The following is an 18,588-nucleotide window of genomic DNA, read 5'->3' as shown; positions in this document are numbered from 1 at the left end:
GTTACGACGCCCGGCGGATATTTTTAATCTGATCAACCGCTTCCCTATAAACCTTATATCGGGAGTCGTTGATATTAGTGACGCCAAGATTGAGAAAAGCTTCTTCACACCCCTCGGGCTGCTGGGCGCACCAGTCTTTTATCAAGCGGAATGTTTCCCGGTCATGCTGTTGTTCAATCTGCTCGGCTGCATACTGCTGGGCCGTTAATCCGCTGATGGAGTGTTGCCATTGTCCCTGGTTCTCAGTCACCACAGTTGGGCTGGAATCGCTGGGTGGGATTGTCTGGTAGGCCTGAAACTTGAGTTGATCTTCGGGGCAGTTCGGACGCCATGTCGGATGGACGCCAGCGGGTGGCTCCTGTACCTGTACCCAGAAAGTATTGGGATTGCCAAGCTCCTGTGGGGCATCAAACAGACGTTCACTCATCACCAGCCCGCCGTTGCGGGCACACTTAATATATTTCGCCATGATTTTTCTCTGAAGGAAGTGTCAACTGTGAAAGGTTTGTTCCGCTGCCCAAAAACAGGCAGCGGACAACGGTTTACAGATTTCAGCGGTTAGAGGTTATTGCTGCGCCACTCGCTATGGGAGAAGGTGAGGCGCTGACCAACATAATCACCGCGCCAGAAGTGCTCTTCACGATCACTGCCGGTCTGGTTGTTGTTGGCGTAGATGTGTTTGTAACCAGATAGGCCAGTATTACCGGTCCAGTAACCTTCACATACCATGTCACTGCAGAAGCAGGCACCACCACCACGCTGGCTGGCAGCACAATCTCTGGCATGAACCCGGCACATTGAGCACTGGAATACACCGCCACCGTAAGTTGCCTCACAGTTCATGGCGATAATCTTGCTTTCGGAGCAGTTAGATGCGCCACCACCGTGGTCAGATACACAGCCATCTACCCGGATCACGGAGTCATGAAGACCATAAACACCGCCGCCGTAACTGTTACCACTGCCAATGGCACGGCAGGCCCGGATATGTTCAGCACGGATGCGGCTGGCGTTCATACCGAAGATGGCTCCGCCCCGGCCACTGACATAGTGTCCTATCAGGCTGCAGTTGAGTACGCAGTTTTCTGCATTGTTCAAGTAGAAAGCACCGCCATCAGTCATGGCTGTGCGGGCTCCGCCATTGAACGTCCAGCCTTCACAGGTGATGCCATACACTTTGTCGTTGGCATTGCTGCCCTGAATAACAAAGCGGTGGTTTGCATGTTCTTTAACAACGATGGTTGTGCGGGCGTTAAAGCCGATAATGCTGACACCTGAGCTGAGTCGTACACTGTTCTTCAGTACATAGCTGCTGACAGCAGGCCACTCATTGGGGTTACTGATGCCAGGGTCATTGCCTACAACCAGTGGATTAGGCTGAGGATTCTCTGCTGGTGGCATCAATAGAATTGTGGTGTAAGGCGCGATAGTGACTTCTGAGCCATTGCCAAAGACTTTCTCGAAAGTCTCCTGGTCTCGCACTGTAAATGTGCGACCACCAAATCCAAAAGGTGAAGAGTGCAGGTCGACGTAATCTTTGACTGCTTTCTGGGTAGGAAGAACACGGTGAGAGCTGTTGCCACTTCCCAGATCAATATCATCGTCAATAGCATCAACCTGGACATTGTTCAGGAAGGCCAGGCCACCCTGAATCTGAACATCCTGCTGGAAACGACCAGCACTGCGAACTTCCAGAGAGTCAGTCGACAAACCATTACTGGCAATGTCCAGGCCTTGAGCAAAGGTGGCACGGCCGCCAACTTCAGTTGCTCCGTTAATTTCCACCTTGCCGTTGGCTACCAGTGCCCGGCCAGTCAGATTATCCGGATTAACTGTTAACCCTTTACCGTAGCTACCCTGTCCGGCTATTGAAGCATGACCACTGACGTTAATATCACGGCCAACATTAATGTTGTCGTTCACTGACAGGTTGTCGCCCACAGTCAGATCATTATTGACTGTAGCGCTGTCGTCGATCGACAGATTGCCGTTCACAGTGGCAGAGCTGTTAACTGTGACACTGCCGTCTACATCCAGGTTTCTGTGAAGTCTTACTGCATCATTGACTTCAAGCTCGCCATCCATCCAAGTGTTGCCGGCTACGCTCATAACCTGATCAAGAGTGTTTGCACCGGCTACGGTGAGTCCCTGGCTGGTATGCAGGCTGCCATTCAGAGTGATATCACTCTCAAAACGGCTGGGCCCATCAACATCCAGAGCAAAGGGAGCATTGTCCGCATTATTTACGGACAGAGATTTGTTGGCGATAACGTCGCCAAATAAACGGCTGGTATCGTGAACTTCAAAGTTGTCCTGAACTGTGAGATCACTTTCGAAAGATGAGTTATCTCGTACGGCAATGCCAGATTCAAAGTTTGCAAAACCGCGAATAGCGGCCTGACCCATTGCATCCAGATTATCAGTCACCTGAAGCTGGCCTTTTACCTTAAGTGCAGGGCCGGTACTGCTGACTGGTTCTATCTCCATTCCCTGGCTGGTGCGTAAAGTGCCGTTAAGAGTAATGTCATCATCGAACTGACTGGGGCCTTTTACCCTGACCGCATTATGCGCGGTGATATCACCAAAGATTCCGGCTTCGCCGGTCACTTCAAGATTACGGCCAACAACAGCATCCCGGGCAAAGCTGGCATTCTCATCAACAGAGATAACAGAGTTGAACTGAGCTGATCCGCGGAACTCGGCCTGTCCCAGAGCACACAGGGTTTCTGTGACTTCGAGATCCCCATTGACCTTCAGAGCAGGTCCGTTGCTATTCGAAGGATCAATCTCCAGACCCTCGCTGGTTTTCAGCGTACCATTGAGGGTGATATCGCCATTGAATTCGCTGCCGCCAGCAACACTTAATGCCGTGTCTCTGTCGTTCGCATTAGTGATGCGAACAGTTTTCTCTGCTGTGATATCACCAATCAGGCGACTGTCACCCTGTACTTCCAGATTGTCTCGAACGACAACATTTTCAGTGAAGCTGGCATCCCGGGCGACTGATAAACCATCATTCAAGGTGGTGAAGCCAGCGACTGTGGCATCATCTGAAATGGTCTGGCGACCGGTGATGATCATGTCACCCCGAACATCCAGTGCTGGTCCAGTGTTGTTGTCTGGATCAATGACCATACCCTGATCTGTTTTGAGAATACCGTTCAGGGTCAGGTCACCGTCCAGTCGTACATCATCTTTCAGGTAGCTGGCTCCGGTAACTTCCAGTGCCAGAGCCTCTGGTTCCGTGCTGGTGTTGGTAACACTCAGCTTGTTGCTAATATCTACGGCTCCGCCGGTGCTGAGCGAGTTATGAATACTGATATCACTGGCTAACAGGTGACCACCGACTTCGGCGTTCTCTTTCACTTCCAGATCTTTGGAAGCAATAATGTTGTCTTCCGGTACACGCAGAACGCCGCGAACAGTGACATCATCAAGAGCCTGGAACCAGCCACTGACAGAGGTTTCACCATTAACTTTCAGGTTGCCTTCCAGGTGAGAATCACCGGTTACAGTCAGAGTCTTATCAGCCAGCGCATCACCACCAACCGAAAGCACTCCAGCCAGCTGGGAGTCGCCGGCTACTGTTAGCTTTTTACCTTCAACAGCATCACCGGCAATATTTAAGGCACCTTCAACACTTTCATTGCCTTCAATAACGCTGTTGCCAGTGACGGTCAGTATTCCGCCGTTATTGATGGTCACATCTTTGTTGAAGTTAGCGTCCTGATCGACTTCCACTCCTGATAGTGAAGTGGCTCCGGCGACGGAGAGTTCACCGTTCAAACCAGTCGAACCTGCTACGTTCAATGATCCTGCCTGCAGGTTGTCTTCAACCTCTGCACCACCATTCACGTCCAGGTAACCACCAACCTTGGCAATTTTCCTGATTTCCAGATCGCCATCGATAAGGCCATCACCGGACATATCGAGAGCCAGTAAATCCTCAGATGTTGCTGGGACACGAACTTCCAGACCCTCATCAAAGGTACCATGGCCTTTTATATGAGCGGTGTCGTTCACTGTGAGATCAGCAGTAACTCGAAGATCACCTTCCAGGTAGGTATCGCCATGAATGTGGGAGTTACCATGGATTGTCATTTTGGCTTCGGAGTCACACTCTGTTCCACCGACAACCAGATAATCACCAACTGCCGCATGACTATCCAGGTTGGTTGCGCCGGATACCTGAACAGGACCAGTCACCTGTACGACACCTGAAACACCAAGGTGACCGGTAATATCGGCACCCTGTTCGGCCACTAACTTTTCTTTCAGTGTGCTCTGGCCTTCAACAACCAGTGCAGTTCGATCAGCAGCATCATCAGGGATAGAAACAGTGACTTTGTCATCTGTTTGTACGTGCCCCTGAAGATGAGAGTCGCCTCCGACACTCAGAGCAGTCTCGTCGTCGGCAGTATTGTTAACAACCAGTGAACCAGTGACATCAGTATCACCTGTTACTGCGAGTGCAACCTCATCCTCTGCACTGTTGCTTATGGTCAGAGCCCCATCAACAGCAGTATTGCCATTTATAGAAGCATTGCCGTCCACATCCAGAGCAATCTCAGCCGATTCTGTGTTCTTGACCTTCAGTATGCCATCGAGCTCCTCGGAGCCGGTTATATCGACCTTACCAGTAATTTTGACATCACCAGTGGCTGCAATGGCCAGGGCATCAGCTTCAAGGTTTTCTACAGTCAGGGTTTTGTTAACAGTCACATCTTCTGTCACTGTTACGCTGCCTTCTGTTGTTAGATCGCCGCTTAACTGGGAAGGACCTTTCACTTCCAGTGCCAGACCTTCAAGAGCAGAGCCATTGTTGTCGAGGTTATTGATGACCAGCTGCTGACCGATAGTGGTTGTGCCATCAATCACAGCATTGTCATCAACCTTAATATGGCCCTGGGCATGAATGGCATCGTCACCTACCACTGCACCAGTAACAGTCAGACCTTTGTGAACAGTGGCGCCTTCTTCGATAGAAGCGCTCTTGCTGATGCTGACATCACCATTGATGGAGGTGTCACCAACAACAGAAAGAGCTTTGCCATCTTCCACTGTAGTGCCAACAGCCAGAGCACCATCTACCTGAGCGTTGTCATGCATAACACTGTCGCCGGTGACAACAAGTCCTGCATCGAGATCGGCGCGGCCAATCTTAACTTTCAGGCCGTTGCCGAGAGTCGCTTTATCGGTAACGTCCAGAGTGCTGTACAGTGTCGCAGCCCCGTGTATGGTGGCGCCAGCAGGAGTCACAGTATTGTCTTCAGGCTCTTCACCAACAGTGAAATCGGATTTGATATGTGTTTCGCCATCAACATCCAGACTTTCGGTGAGCAGAGTATGGCCGCTGGCGACTATCAATCCGTTATTGATGGTTGCACTGTTTTGCAGCGTTGATACACCTGCTACATCAAGGGCACCATCGAGGTCCGTGAGTCCGGCAGATACCTGCAGGCCGTTGTTCAGAGTGGTTTTCTGATCAACATGGAGCTGGTCCTTGATATGGCTTTGGCCATGGACGGTTAGTTCAACATCACTATCAGGCGCACCGGCTATTGCCAGCCTTTCGCTGATATTTGCATCACCACTGGTTACGGCAAGGCCATTGGCAATAGTTGCACCATTGTTCACAGTCGCAAGGCCCGCAACCGTCATATCATTATTGAGGGTACTGGTACCGGCAACGGTGAAACTATCATCAAGGGTTGTCGAGCCGGTCACATGCAGAGTGTCGTTCAACTGGGTGTGGGCGGACGCTGTCAGGGTATCAGTTGTTGCTCCGCCACTGACGGCCAGACCGTCATCAAGGTTTGTCAGTGACGCTGTCACCTGCAAACCATTGTTGAGTGTTGCTTTATCATCAACAGCCAGCGTATTTTGCAGCTGGGTAGGGCCGGATACTGACAGTTCACCATAGATGGCCACATCAGCGTTATCATCCATGCGTCCTACAGTCAGCTCATCATTGAGCTGAGTAGCACCGGTCACATGCAGCCCTGCCTCCAGGTCTGTGGAGGATGTTGTAACCTGCAGGCCGTCTCTCAGAGTTGCTTTCTTATCGCTTTCGAGTGTACTGAGAAGATGGGTTGGCTCATGAACTGTGACCGAGCCATGGAATGTTGTGTTGGCAGAAGCATCGTCGCTACCAACAGTCACGTCATTGTTAAGCTGCGTGGCACCAGAAACATTAAGGCCGGCTTCGAGGTCTGTGACAGCATTGGCTACCTGCAAGCCGTTATTGAGAGTGGCTTTTTCGTCAGTCTCTAATGTGCCTTTGACATGAGAGTTCTGCTCAATAGTCGAATGACCATAAACTGTGATGTCAGCCGGTGAAATCATTGCACCAACAGTGACATCATCATTCATCTGGGTTGTACCGGACACATTCAAGCCAGCGTCCAGATCAGTCATTCCTGCTGTAACTTGCACACCGTTGTTGAAGGTAGCCTTCTCATCTGTATCCAGAGTGCTTTTTAAATGAGTCGCCTCAGCAACTGTTGTCTGGCCATGGACTTCAAGGTCCGCCTGATCACCCATGCTACCAACAGTCAGTGCATCATTAAGCTGGGTATTTCCTGTGACAGCCAGGCCTCCTTCAAGATCTGTTAAGCCAGAAGTGACTTCCAGCCCGTCAGCCAGAGTGGCTTTTTCATCCACTGTCAGTTCATGTTTAAGATGGGATTTGCCGTGAATAGTGAGGTCAGTGTCCGGATCTGGCAAACCACCGACAGCGAGACGGTTGCTGATATTGGTGTCACCGCTTATGACATTGAGGCCATCGGCAATCTCTGCACCTGTCTGGATTTCGGCTCTACCGGTTACAGTCAGATCATCATTAAGGGTACTGGCACCGGAGACGGTCAGTGTTCCATTCAGTTCGCTGTCACCGTCAACCTGTGTGCTACCCACCAGGCGGGTTTTACCACGAACACTGAACATCACATCTGCCAGAGGGTCTTCCCCAACATGCAGATGCTTTTCTATCTGGCTGGAGCCTTTAATCATCATCGCCCGCTCCATGGGAGACTGGGTGGCGACTTCCAGGCCGTTGTGAATCACCATGGATGATTCTGCGGTAACCGGAGGCGATACAACGACACCGGTTTCTTTTGCGGTTAACCAGGCCTGGCCAGATTCCTGGGCAATACGTAGAGCATCTCTTCCATGGCTTGCTTCAATATGCAGTTTGGCCTGCGGAGTCGCTGTACCGAGACCGGTCAGCCCCTCTTCTGTAACAATCATGGGGGTACTGTCGTTGACTTCATCATCAACACGCAGAGCGTCACCTGATTGATTCCATTGCACATGCAGGGCAGCTGTTGGGCTGTTACCGCCCAGAGCCATTCGCCCTCTGTCGTCCAGCTGCAGATGTGAGGTGTCATTTTGATCTTTGACTGTCAGGGAGGCACGAGTTCCATCACTGCTATCGCGTTTTACCGCCAGGATACCCTCACCGTCATCTGCGCTGCTGGCGCGAATCCGGTCATTAACATTCAGTTCACCCTGGATAGAGGCCGTTTCTGCACTGACATGATGGGTGACTGTCAGGGAATCTGCCTGGGCAGCACCTGATGCTGTGACAGATTGAGCAGTCAGATCATCGATAGTGCCTGTTGGCGCAGAGACTGAACCGGCCGAGACATTGTTACTGACAGTCAGCCCGCTGTTATGGACAACAACATCACCATAAATATCAGTCTGGCTGTCAATACGGGCATCACCATCGACGTGCAGTCTGGCTTGCGGAGTACTGGTGCCAACACCAAGCTGCTTGGCATCGTTCACATGAATGTTGTCGTCTTGCTGATTGATGCCTGACTCAATCAGGTCTTTAAAATCATTTCCGTCAGGAATTTCATTATTGGCGAACTGACTTTTCAGATACGTTCTGTCCATCTTGGCCATGGGGTTACCTGTCCTTAGCTGTGTCAATTTGAGCTTTCAGCGAAAGCTGTGCGATGAGGGTGGAATGCTTGAATTGCTGTGGCCTGTGTAATCAGGCACCTGAGAGAAGGTTTTCTGTTGTTAGTCTTGTGTTGAATTAGCGGGTCCGATGTGAACAACCATTGGCTTGTCAGATTGATCCTGGTCTTCGCCGATTGCTGCATGACTAATCTGCCATGGCTGAGTGTTGTCCGGGTCGTAGTTCAGGGAATCGATCGGCTTGTAGCCAACGGCCCAGCGACCAATAGCGCCATCTGTAGGTGAACCAATACCAGCTGGAGCAAAATCCCAACCGCTGATATCGGGGCTGTTGCCATCGGTCAGCACGCTATGAATAAACGTGTGCAGGTAATCAGACAGGCGACGTACAAGTTCCCGGCGTTGATCCTGCTCTGTAACTGGTATCGTGCTCTGTTCGGAAGGGTAACGGGTCATTGCATTGCGCCAGGCGTTATAGACCTTTTCAAAATCGGCCATGGCCTTGCGGCCAAGATGCAGCCAGCAGGGGTGCAGATGGGCAGGTAACTCCTGTTCCACTGTTCGCAGAAACATATTTCGAAACTCTGTGTCTGCCAGACGGGTGGGCCAGGTGGGCGCTACCAGATAAATAGTATGAACACTGAGCGGATGACTGCTTCCAGATGCAATGCCGTGCCGTAACAGGGTATCTTCCACCAGATGGAAGCCTTCGGTGTTGCTGGTGGACAGAACGTTGGCAGTGAGAGTGGGCAGTCCAAGTCGCCGGTAGACTCTTTGCTTTAGGCCAGAAATATTTCCCGGGCCCCAGATATCATCATCAATGTAATTACTTCCCTGTCCGCGTTCACCACCGAGAACAACATCGCGCATAAACAGTGAGCGGTCTATCACTTCTTTTAGCATTGCCAAACGTTGGGTCAGGTCGTCTGCTGTTAATCCAGGCATGGCATGACGGTTGTTAAGAAGAATGTCGGCATAGTGCTTGAAAACCTCTTCATAACGGAGCTGGGCAGCATCGGGGAGCTGCTCGTGGTTTCGGGCCAGAATATGGTTGCTTGCTCGGACCAGCCGTTGCAGCTGCGACGCGCTAAAAGGTTCTTCAGTGAGGGTTTGAAGCTGTGCAGAGCTGTAGGCATTGATCTTGTCGCCAAGAATATCTGGTAGTTCCTGTAAATCTTTTCCCCGACCTGTCACTGGATCTATTGAGTCCACAGGTTGGCTGGCGTACGACAAAGGAATTTTATCCAGAGTGTGCCAGAACAGAGCCAGTTCACGGTCGCTGAGATTCTCACTGTTAAGCATTTTTTCCAGAAGTTCACTGAGGGGCTTGAGCCACTCTTCACTTGGCTGGCCCAGTAGTAACCGCAGATGGTTGAGCTGTGAAAACTGATTACCGAGAACCTGGTCGAACAGTAGTAGATAGCTCTGTAACTGCCTGACTTCACTGGTTCGCTGGGGCCCTTCTCCGGGAGCGATGCCAGACGGCCCGACACCATATATGGTGGGTAATTCATGTTGCAGCGTCAGGTAGTCATCGAGCTTGCGATAAGCGCTGGTGTTCTGCCAGATTCCGTTTCGACCATGAGTTGCACTTCCAAAGCGCAGGTTGTTGTACCGTTCAATTAATCGCGCCGTGGGAATATTGATAGGTGTACCATCTTTACTGACTTCAAGACGGCTAAGGGTTTGCTCGATATTAAGAACTGGTGCCTGACCTGGGAGAGGGGTGTACACCCATCCTTCAAAATCATCCCGATCAGGGTTTGTACCAGTCCCAATCAGTAGCTCATCTAAGGTACTCACGCCATCAGTTTCCAGAGCAAGGCTCATCAGGTCTGCAACATAAACACGATCAACCAGAGCCGGGCGAGCCAGTTCTTTATCAGGAAGAAAACCTCGATTCAGCCATGGGCCGGTAAGGAGTTGTTCACGGTTGTAACCCTCTCTCTCAAGAGAATCCTGCGAATAAAAGTGAACTCTGGGAGCAATAATGTCAGCCAGTGAACTGAACAGGAGGGCGAGGGTTTCAACGGGATCTGCTGCAGCCTTAAGCTCTACTTTTATTCTTAAAACAACATCGTAAGTTGGTGTTAAGCGAAGCTGTGCAAGGTCTTCACCTAAATTGCGACTGGCCAGAAAGCGTTCACGAACCTGTTCGGCCAGTTCCTGCCGCTGTTCACTGTCCAGATGGGCATCGGGAATCACATCAACGTGCCAGAGTGAAGGTGTGGTCTGCTGCAGAAGAGCATTGCGAACGCCGGGAATATCCAGAATTAAGCGACGGAAATCATCTTTGGTAACAGGCTGGCAGGGAAGCATATACCGAGGCTGGGGGAAAGCATCAGGCTCGCTATCATCTTCCTTCGCCACCAGATCAGGGATAGGGAAATCAAGACGATAACCCAAATCAGTAATGGCATAACACATAGCTTCCAGCATGGTTATGCCGGGATCATGGAGGTTATGATCTGTCCAGGTTCCACCCGCTAGGTGTTGTAACGCTTCCAGTGCCTCTTCACGCAGGGCATAGAAATCCTGTGCCGGTTCCTCTGGAGGCCGGTTGGGAATCGTCAAATTAGTCATGAAGTTTCTCTGCTGGCCCGAGATCAGTTACCCAGGGTGTTGAAATCTAGGACATTGGCATCAACCAGAGACTGAACAATGTCGTGCAGCGGAAGGTCTTTGGTCTGGCTTGGGTCCGTAGGGTTGGAGATGGTGACCTGAACATCACCGCTGTTGGCATTAGACAGGAGTGCCAGGCTGGCCAGACGGCTGCGTTCTTCAGGAGTAATTGTTTGTGCGGTTAACTGTAGACCGTCAGCATCGATTGCCAGACCTGAATCTGGTTTTACCTTTACAGCCAGATCCGAGCCGGAGATGTCCAAACCGTTGCCAATACTCAATGACAATTCAGCGGTGGACGGATTGTATGCCAGGCCATTGCTGGCGGCGAGATCGAGACTTAAACCTGAATTGTTCGCAGAAAGGCCGGTTCCGGTGTGCACCTGCAGCCCATCAGTATCAACAGATAAGCCGGACTCTGGTTTTACCTTTACGCCCAACTCTGAGCTGGAACTGTCCAGACCATCACCCGTATTAAGAGATAGTGTGGCCGTAGACTGATCGTATGCCAGGCCATTACTGGCGGTGAGATCGAGAGTTAAACCTGAATTGTCTGCAGAAAGGCCGGTTCCGGTATGCACCTGCAGTCCATCATTGTCGATGCTGAGACCTGATGCCGGTTTTGTTTTTACGCTCAGCTGTGAATTTAGATCTTCCAGGCCTTGGCCCGCTGAAATATTGGAACTGAGGCCGTCAGCATCAATAGACAAACCGGAGTTTGGTTTGACTTTCAGAGCCAGAGGGCCGGTATTATCGAGCCCTAAACCAATATCCAAAGACAGGGATGCACGGTTTTGATCAAAGGTGAGCCCTGGGGTTGTGTCTAAAGAAACATTGAGTCCCTGAGCATTAGCAATGAGACCTGATCCGGTGACAACCTGTAGCCCGTCACTGTCAGCGAACAAACCAGCATCAACTTTGGTTTTGACCGACAGAGCACCATTAGACGCATCAAGCCCTGATCCAGAATTGAGAGACATGGTGGCCGATGTACTGTCGTATGACAGTGCGCCTTCAGTGTTCAAAGCAACGCTGACACCGTTACTATCAACCGTCAGTCCATTAAAACTGTTCAATGAGATGGTTGAGGTTGTAGCGTTGTAGCTCAGACTGTCATCAGTATTTAATTCCAACGCCAATCCTTGGGCGCTGTTTGTGATACCAGTACTGGTAACAAGCCCGATCTCGCCAGTATTAAGATCAATATCCAACCCATCTCCTAGAATTGGATCAACGGAAAGCGTTGCAGTATTGGCATCAAAACGCAGTCCCGGGCTCACTTGCAGATTCAGAGCAAGGTGTCCATCGTCGTCAACTTTCAATCCGTACAACAAATAGTTGTTGTCGTAGTTACACAGCACCCGTCCAATCACAGCATTATCAATCAGCTGACTGAAATCATGTTCACTGGGTTTGTCGCCATTTTGAAAATGGCTCTTGATCTGACTGCTGTTCGATAACCCTGAGGGTATTGGGTTCGGCATGGAGAGATCCTTTCAAAAATACATCTGTGAGTGTGAATGGAGTGTCGAAAATAAGGGGTGGTCAGTAACTGGACACAATAAACTCTGGCCCATCGGTATTGTTTGTAGAGTCGGAATCAACAATGGACATCATGCTAATACCGTCTGTTAGTGGTATACCTGCTGCGATCTTGAAATCCAGCTCCAGTTCCATGCGGCCCACGCCTTCAAAGACAGCAACACCTGCAGGTAAAACATTAATCGTATGCAGTTTGGCTGGAACAAGAATCACTTCGTCAGTGTTTCCTCGTTTGTCATCTGGATATATAACTGAGTCAGAGAGAGGCTTGAATTCCAACAGCTCTGTTGTTGAATTCCATTCCTGTCGTTCAGCTGAAATTTTCAATACTTGGTTAATATAAGGGCGGGTTGCTGCAAACTGGGCAATAGATGTCAGGGAAATCGTGTTACGAAACTCTGAACTGTCAGTGCCGGTCCACGGGCTTAATAGGGATACAATCTCATTATTGAGAGTTTGAATCATAAGACCTTGGTCGTAACCGTCTCGAATATTGAGCGATATTGATAAACGTACTTCCTGAAACCTTGGAGAAGTGACAGAAACAGAAGCTTGTGGCGGTATCAGCGGATTCAGAAAGGTTCTAATTTCGTTTTGCAAAAACAGTGGGGCTCTGGGTTTCAGTACTGCTGGATCTGTGGTTTTTGGTATAACCTGCAGAACAATTGAACCTTTTTCACTGCCCCTGATGCATTTAGCCATGAACAGTTCGGGAAACTGCTCCAATACCAGACGTTCATAATCCCAACAGGTAATCGCGCGGCCGCGATGGCGTAAACGCTCACTGATGCGATTGTTAAATGTTTCTGAGGCCTCAGGAGCACGACCACCAAAAGAAGGGGAGGGCTGCATGACCGAAGCGATAGCGGGATTATTCTCCTGCAAACTGACAATGGTTTCGGTGGGTAAAGGTTCTGGTAAATGAAGGGGAGTGACAGCCTGGCCCGTTGCCGGATCGTCTTTGCTGAACGCAACAGTGGCGGACTGAGTATAAATACCTGTTAATTGAGACCATTCACTCTTAATCCTTGAAGGTGCATTCTCCAGGGATGCACGCATCCATAACTGGTTATCACCGGCAAAGGCACCAGCACGGCGCATGTCTGGTAATAATTCAAAACGTATAACGCCAGTGTTGATCAGGTTATTGGTTTCATCACCCAGTACCATGGCTCTGCGGGTACCTTCCTGCTGCCGATCTGTACTGAATTTTGCCCAACCGTCGGCGGTCAGGTAATCCCAGCGCACGGTTGCCTCTGATAGTTCTGGGGGGCTGTCGATAGAAGCTATTTCAAATAATACGTTCAAGGTGCCGGTATCGGGGGTGTTGGCGAATCCGATATAGAGATAACCAGATTTTTCAAGGGATGGAATCACCGGATGCTGATCTGATGCCCCCAGCGTTTCACTGCTGGCCAAAACCTGTGTGCCGATTGGGTGCAGGTGCATTAATAGCCTGTCGTTTTCACCCTGTGCATTGTCAACGTTCAGTTCTGTTGATGCAGTGTAATCAACACTGAAGGTCTCACAGATTGGTGTCCAGGGGGCGTTGGTGATTCTTAGCTCAGGAGCTCCGGGAAGAGTTGGTACCGTTGGCGCACTAACATAAGCCGGAGATGGCGGCATTACTTGCGAGAAAGTTTGTGTTGTCGTTTCCTGAGGAAGGAGATGGCCGTAATCAATGTCCCTGATAACAGTATAAGTGAATGTATCAAGGGTATTATTCGTGCCTTGGGAGACTTCAAAGCCCTGGTTCTTGCCTAAGCCGCCACGCCCTACCAGTAGGTAGACACCATGTTCGATTCCGCTTTCGGTATTGGCAAACACTTCCCTGCTTCCACCCAACCGTTCAATCTGTGCGATGAGGGCCTGATGAACTCTTTCTCTGCCTCCCGCCCCTTCTTTATCAAGACTGTCGGCAGTAAAAATGATGACAGATTCGCTACTGTCGATTCCGGCCAGATAATTGGCCATGCTTGCAGCATTACTCTCGTTAGTTGATTGGTTGCCTGTTCCCAGGTCGAAGTGGTTATGCCTGTCTAAATTAGCTTGACCATGCTGAGTTACCCATACATTGAACGTATAGCCAGTGATACTTTCATGCAGCTGGTTCTTGTAATAGATTTGAGAAGGCGTACTTGCGGTGTCTGAGGCCCTGATTCGGAACCAGTCACGGTTGTTCAGTTTATCCCAGGCTGCTTTTTCTTCGAGATATTGCTGACGAGCCGCCAAGCCTTCGCCATATTCGATCAGGTCATTTTTATACTCTTCTCTGAGAACAGGCAGATTACTCTGGAACTCACTCATATCCAGACTGTTTTTATTAGAAGCCCATGTCAGTACATTGTTATAGAGATCGTGTCCGAAATTATCGTTGTCCAGTGTGACCTGATACCAGAATGGCCAGTCTCTTGGCTCCGGACTGTTATGGGGGAGATTTCTATAGAGTTCCCAGTCTAAATCAGCAGGGTAGATATATGGGGGAGCATTGGGATCATTATTTTGAGGCAGGGGGATCAAAACCCTCTCTATTGATGAAGAATTCTGCCCGCTGGAAAACAGGGTAGAGGAACTTGTTACTCCCCAGGCGCTGCCAACATTTACGGTATGATGAGGCCATGTTGCATATTCTGGGTCGCCTATATCCTGCAGGTACTCCCGGTATGTTTGATAATAATCCTGAAGGTTTTCAGGTTTGTTGGCCCAGGCAATAGAAATGTTCAGAGATGTTAAAGGTTTCAGTGCCAGCTCGGGATGACTGAATTGTACCCGGCTGCCATTACGGGGACGGGTACCAAAAACTTCCATCGGGCCGCCCGGATCAAGGGGCGCGTCATCATTGCGAATTAACACCTGCTTTAAGCCTGTTACCTCAACAGATAGTTCTACCTTTGCTAAAGCCACTTGCCGTAATGTCTGATAGCCCTCAAATCGATCGTTGGTATCAGCTTTTAATGTGAACTGAATAAGAGGAGCAGTAATACGGGATGAAACGGGCTCTGGCATTTGCGCGACAGCTGGGAACAGTTTGTCGAGCATCAGAGTGAAAGTGTAAGGATCGTTTTGACCTGTAGTCTTAGGGACAACCGGAATAAGGCCTTCAGCAGTGCTTATGGAAACATCGAACAGGCTGACAAGATTGTTGGGAAGACTACTGCCAACGGAACCATGGCTATGAAACTTCACATGAATAGTTCGATCCCCTTCGGAAAGCCAGAGCAGTGGGGAAGTCATTAAAATACCGATCTGAGGGCGACTCTGGCGTTGGTCGAGATCTTCTTCAAGGGCTTCGTATTCACCAAAAGTCAGTGCACCATTTTCAGGGAACTCAAGGCCTTGCCCTGTATTGATCAACTCAGTGCGTAAAAAACCTGTATTGCCAGAGTCAGTGTCGAGCCCCAGCGTTCGCAGGCTTTCTATACGACTGTGGTTTATGGCAGTCGTTTCCTGCAAACGATAGAAGCGCTGATCACCTGCGCTGTCGGTGCCACCATCAAACAGTACTCCTTGTGGCAGGGTTTGTACTTCTGCACCATCTTCCAGCGTCATCACTACATGGGCGCTGTCTCCCATGGCTGGCTGTTCAGTAAACCCCAGAACGTCCCGGTAGTAATACGATAAGTGACGATCTGTAATACGCCGGAACTGGTCTTTGGAATTGCGCAGGATTGAAAGGAAAGTAAGAAGAAGCGCGCGGTCTGGAGAGGCTGCACGTTGTTTAACAGCACTGGATATGCCCGGTTGCTTGTCTAACCATTGTGCCCACTGTTCCAGGCCTTCCGGTTCATCAAATAATGCCTGCCAGTTGCCCTCCACCCCGTTGGGAGTGTGATATTGAAGCCAGGCTGCAAACTTTTTCAGATACTCTAACCATTCGGTAATGCTTCGCTCTTCCACAGAGAAAGCATCAGGTAAAAGATCAGCAAGCTGGCGCTGGTCCTGACGGGTACCAGATGAGATAAGTGTTTTATTCTGGGGTGTGGTCATGAGGGCGTGAACTTAATGTTAGTAGAAATAAACTGGCCCTTGCCGGTGTACTTCGGAGTGGCATCGGGAACAGGCCCTGTAGGAGTTGGTTGCTGAGCGGGTGCCGTCACCTGCATTTCTGCATCGAACTGCGCACCTTTGAGAATCAGTTTCTTGCCATTGAGCGTTTTCTTGGACAGCTGGTCTCCTGCCAGCGCGGTGATCTTCAGCAATCCCATTCCTGGAATAACATGAGGGCCGGCAATATAGGGGATAGGAAGTTGTACGTTTTTTTCATCCCCTTCCAGGCACACTGGTTTTCCCATTACGGTCATAGTACCGGTGCCACTGATAGGGATTAAAGCCGGTGCCATAAGGGTTGCAGCGCCCTGTGCAGGAAGAAACTGCACCTGGTCACCGGTGATAATGGCAATGTCAGGCATCAGGTTGTCTGTTCCTGTAAATAGAAGGGATAGACAAGATTGTCCCGGGTGTTGGTAGAACGGATCACATAAACGACATTGATTTTTAACAGGCCGCTGGCACCTTCACTGGCATCAACATCGACCCTTTCCAGATTAATTCGGGGCTCCAGACGGTCGATGGCATCAGTCATTCTTTCACTTAACATTGAAAGGCTGTCGTAATCGAGGCTGGCAAACTGATACTCGGCTAATGGGGTACCAAACTCTGGTCGCATAGTGCGTTCACCCAGACTGGTACCAATCAGAATATGCAGAGACTGACGGATCTCTTCTACGCCATCCACCATCTCCGGGCCAAGGCCCGGTTTGTTGAACCGGGGCGGGTAGTTCCAGCCCCGGCCAATTAACTGGGATTCGCTCATGAAAGGTGTCCTGCCTGTTATTGGATTTCTGTTTTCGCAGCTTTAATCGTGCATTTGCCGCCACCCTCAACTGCCACATCGGCTCCGGCTTTGATAATGGCTTTAGCGCCAGGCTTGAGGGTTACATCTTTGTCGCTTTCAGCAATCACTTCTTTATTAAGTGTGATGGTGTTTTTGTCCTGGCTGATCAGCTGCCCATCTTTCTCAGAGAGAACTGTGGACACCTTATCGCTGGCTGTGAGAGTGAGGGTTTTTTCTTTTTCGTCGAACTGCCAGGTGAGTGCATCTTTGGTGATAATCAGCCCACGCTTCTCCATCTTTTTGTCGTAGGCGATGGGAGGCTTATTTTTTGGGTTGTGCAGACTTCCAAGAATGACGGGTTGCCGTGGGTCGTTGTCACACCAGCCTAGAACCACCTCGTCATTTGGTTTAGGAGGCAGGAACAAACCAGCTTCTGCGGTGGCGTAAGGTGTACCGAGACGGGCCCAGAGAATATTGTCTTTCGAGCCAAAGGCTGGCACTAGTACAGGGAAACGGAACTGCGCATCAGGATCATCCTTGTAAGCCTGAACCTGGCCAATTAACAAACCTCGAACACTGGGTGCCTGTTTGTGAAGTCCCTGGAAGAAGCGGGTACGGGTAATCGGTAAACCAATATGCATTGTGGTTTGCCAGCCGTTGTCATCAATTCGGTGACTGACTCCCGTGACCATATATTTGCCGTTAAACACAGCACCAAAGTCTTCTATTGCCAGAGTATCGCCAGGAACAACGTTCATACCTTCAGTGGAAAATGTTCCCTGATAACGATCCAGTTCCCGGTAAACCAGCTCTGACGTGCCCCAGCTGCTGAGTTCTCCCGCTGCCATAGAACGGCCAGCTACGGTAGCCCATTCTTTTCGGCCAAGTGCTTTGGCAGCAGTAGCCGCTTTCTCTTTGCCTCCGGCAATATTTGAGGGGGCGGCACCTTTGGCAGGACTCTCACTTTTCTGGTCTTTCACACTCCAGGCGCTGGTAGAGACTTTTTCCAGAGCGCTGGTGTCATCAAGGTTGATGTTTACACTTTTGAACTGGTCAATTTTCAGTTTGTGGTCTTTTCCTTTGACCTTTGCTGGCTCGTCAATAGTGACACCTTCCAGCCCTGGCATAATCAGCAGACCATTGGCTTCGGCCAGATATTTAATAAAAGACCATGGGTTTTCATCATAAACAGCCAGCTGTGTATGCTGCACTTTGGTAGCTGCCACTGTTTTAGCTTTGGCTCCGCCATCGGTTATCAGCTTTTTAATAATATCGCCGTCTTTGCTTTTGGCGGGAAAAACCTGTGTGATCCTTGGCTCTACCAGTTTGATCAAGTCACTGTGAATCTGCAGTGTTAAAAATGACCCGGAAGGTGATGCCTTCAAAGACTGGCCGGTAATCAACCCTTTAAAGAGAGTGGCTTCACTGCCTTTATCGGCCATAAAGTTAGCTTTTATCTCAACCTCTTTACCGGGAGCCAACTGCGCCAGTTCTGATTGTTCCCATTTTCCTGTGGCAGTATCACCATCTGAGATCACCAGTGTTGCCCGGGGAATATCATGGCAGTGATAACCCGTTTCCAGCGCGACCACCGGAAGTTTGGGGGTAAGCTTTTTACCACCGGCGGTGACGGTGACATTAACGGCCGACATAATATTTCT

8 protein-coding genes are annotated in these 18,588 nt (G+C 50.1%); all 8 read right to left on the bottom strand.

The window, feature by feature from the left end; all coding sequences use genetic code 11:
• Position 1 precedes the first annotated feature (1 nt).
• On the bottom strand, positions 2 to 469 hold the full coding sequence (locus ACY2RR_RS19260; protein ID WP_490109806.1) for a hypothetical protein: 468 nt from the start codon (positions 467 to 469) through the stop codon (positions 2 to 4).
• A gap of 89 nt (positions 470 to 558) precedes the next feature.
• Positions 559 to 7,911 (bottom strand): beta strand repeat-containing protein, encoded by a 7,353-nt coding sequence (locus tag ACY2RR_RS19255; protein ID WP_490109805.1) that lies wholly within the window; start codon positions 7,909 to 7,911, stop codon positions 559 to 561.
• A gap of 120 nt (positions 7,912 to 8,031) precedes the next feature.
• A complete protein-coding gene (locus ACY2RR_RS19250) occupies positions 8,032 to 10,512 on the bottom strand; it encodes a hypothetical protein (RefSeq protein WP_490109804.1) in 2,481 nt (826 codons plus the stop codon).
• A 23-nt stretch (positions 10,513 to 10,535) separates the two neighbouring features.
• Positions 10,536 to 12,035 carry a hypothetical protein gene (locus ACY2RR_RS19245; RefSeq protein ID WP_490109803.1) on the bottom strand — a complete coding sequence of 500 codons (1,500 nt, stop codon included), beginning with the start codon at positions 12,033 to 12,035 and terminating at the stop codon, positions 10,536 to 10,538.
• Positions 12,036 to 12,096: 61 nt separating this feature from the next.
• Complete coding sequence (locus tag ACY2RR_RS19240) at positions 12,097 to 16,080, bottom strand: hypothetical protein (protein ID WP_490109802.1); 3,984 nt, start codon at positions 16,078 to 16,080, stop codon at positions 12,097 to 12,099.
• Positions 16,077 to 16,502: a hypothetical protein gene (locus ACY2RR_RS19235; protein ID WP_490109801.1), complete on the bottom strand. Its 426-nt coding sequence runs from the start codon at positions 16,500 to 16,502 to the stop codon at positions 16,077 to 16,079. The genes ACY2RR_RS19240 and ACY2RR_RS19235 overlap by 4 nt, the downstream gene beginning before the upstream one ends.
• A complete protein-coding gene (locus tag ACY2RR_RS19230) occupies positions 16,502 to 16,906 on the bottom strand; it encodes a GPW/gp25 family protein (RefSeq protein WP_490109800.1) in 405 nt (134 codons plus the stop codon). The genes ACY2RR_RS19235 and ACY2RR_RS19230 overlap by 1 nt, the downstream gene beginning before the upstream one ends.
• 17 nt (positions 16,907 to 16,923) lie before the next feature.
• Entirely contained in the window at positions 16,924 to 18,579 is a 1,656-nt protein-coding gene (locus ACY2RR_RS19225) for a phage baseplate assembly protein V (RefSeq protein ID WP_490109799.1), read from the bottom strand.
• Between the last annotated feature and the right edge of the window lie 9 nt (positions 18,580 to 18,588).

The organism is Parendozoicomonas sp. 2304DJ65-17 (assembly GCF_058148445.1).
The sequence above is the reverse complement of the archived record's forward strand: the minus strand, read 5'-3'. Positions and strand labels throughout refer to the sequence as shown.

Coding starts and splice junctions, on each gene's coding strand:
- ACY2RR_RS19260 (WP_490109806.1), bottom strand. CDS start 469: ATGGCGAAATATATTAAGTGTGCCCGCAACGGCGGGCTGGTGATGAGT.
- ACY2RR_RS19255 (WP_490109805.1), bottom strand. CDS start 7,911: ATGGCCAAGATGGACAGAACGTATCTGAAAAGTCAGTTCGCCAATAAT.
- ACY2RR_RS19250 (WP_490109804.1), bottom strand. CDS start 10,512: ATGACTAATTTGACGATTCCCAACCGGCCTCCAGAGGAACCGGCACAG.
- ACY2RR_RS19245 (WP_490109803.1), bottom strand. CDS start 12,035: ATGCCGAACCCAATACCCTCAGGGTTATCGAACAGCAGTCAGATCAAG.
- ACY2RR_RS19240 (WP_490109802.1), bottom strand. CDS start 16,080: ATGACCACACCCCAGAATAAAACACTTATCTCATCTGGTACCCGTCAG.
- ACY2RR_RS19235 (WP_490109801.1), bottom strand. CDS start 16,502: ATGCCTGACATTGCCATTATCACCGGTGACCAGGTGCAGTTTCTTCCT.
- ACY2RR_RS19230 (WP_490109800.1), bottom strand. CDS start 16,906: ATGAGCGAATCCCAGTTAATTGGCCGGGGCTGGAACTACCCGCCCCGG.
- ACY2RR_RS19225 (WP_490109799.1), bottom strand. CDS start 18,579: ATGTCGGCCGTTAATGTCACCGTCACCGCCGGTGGTAAAAAGCTTACC.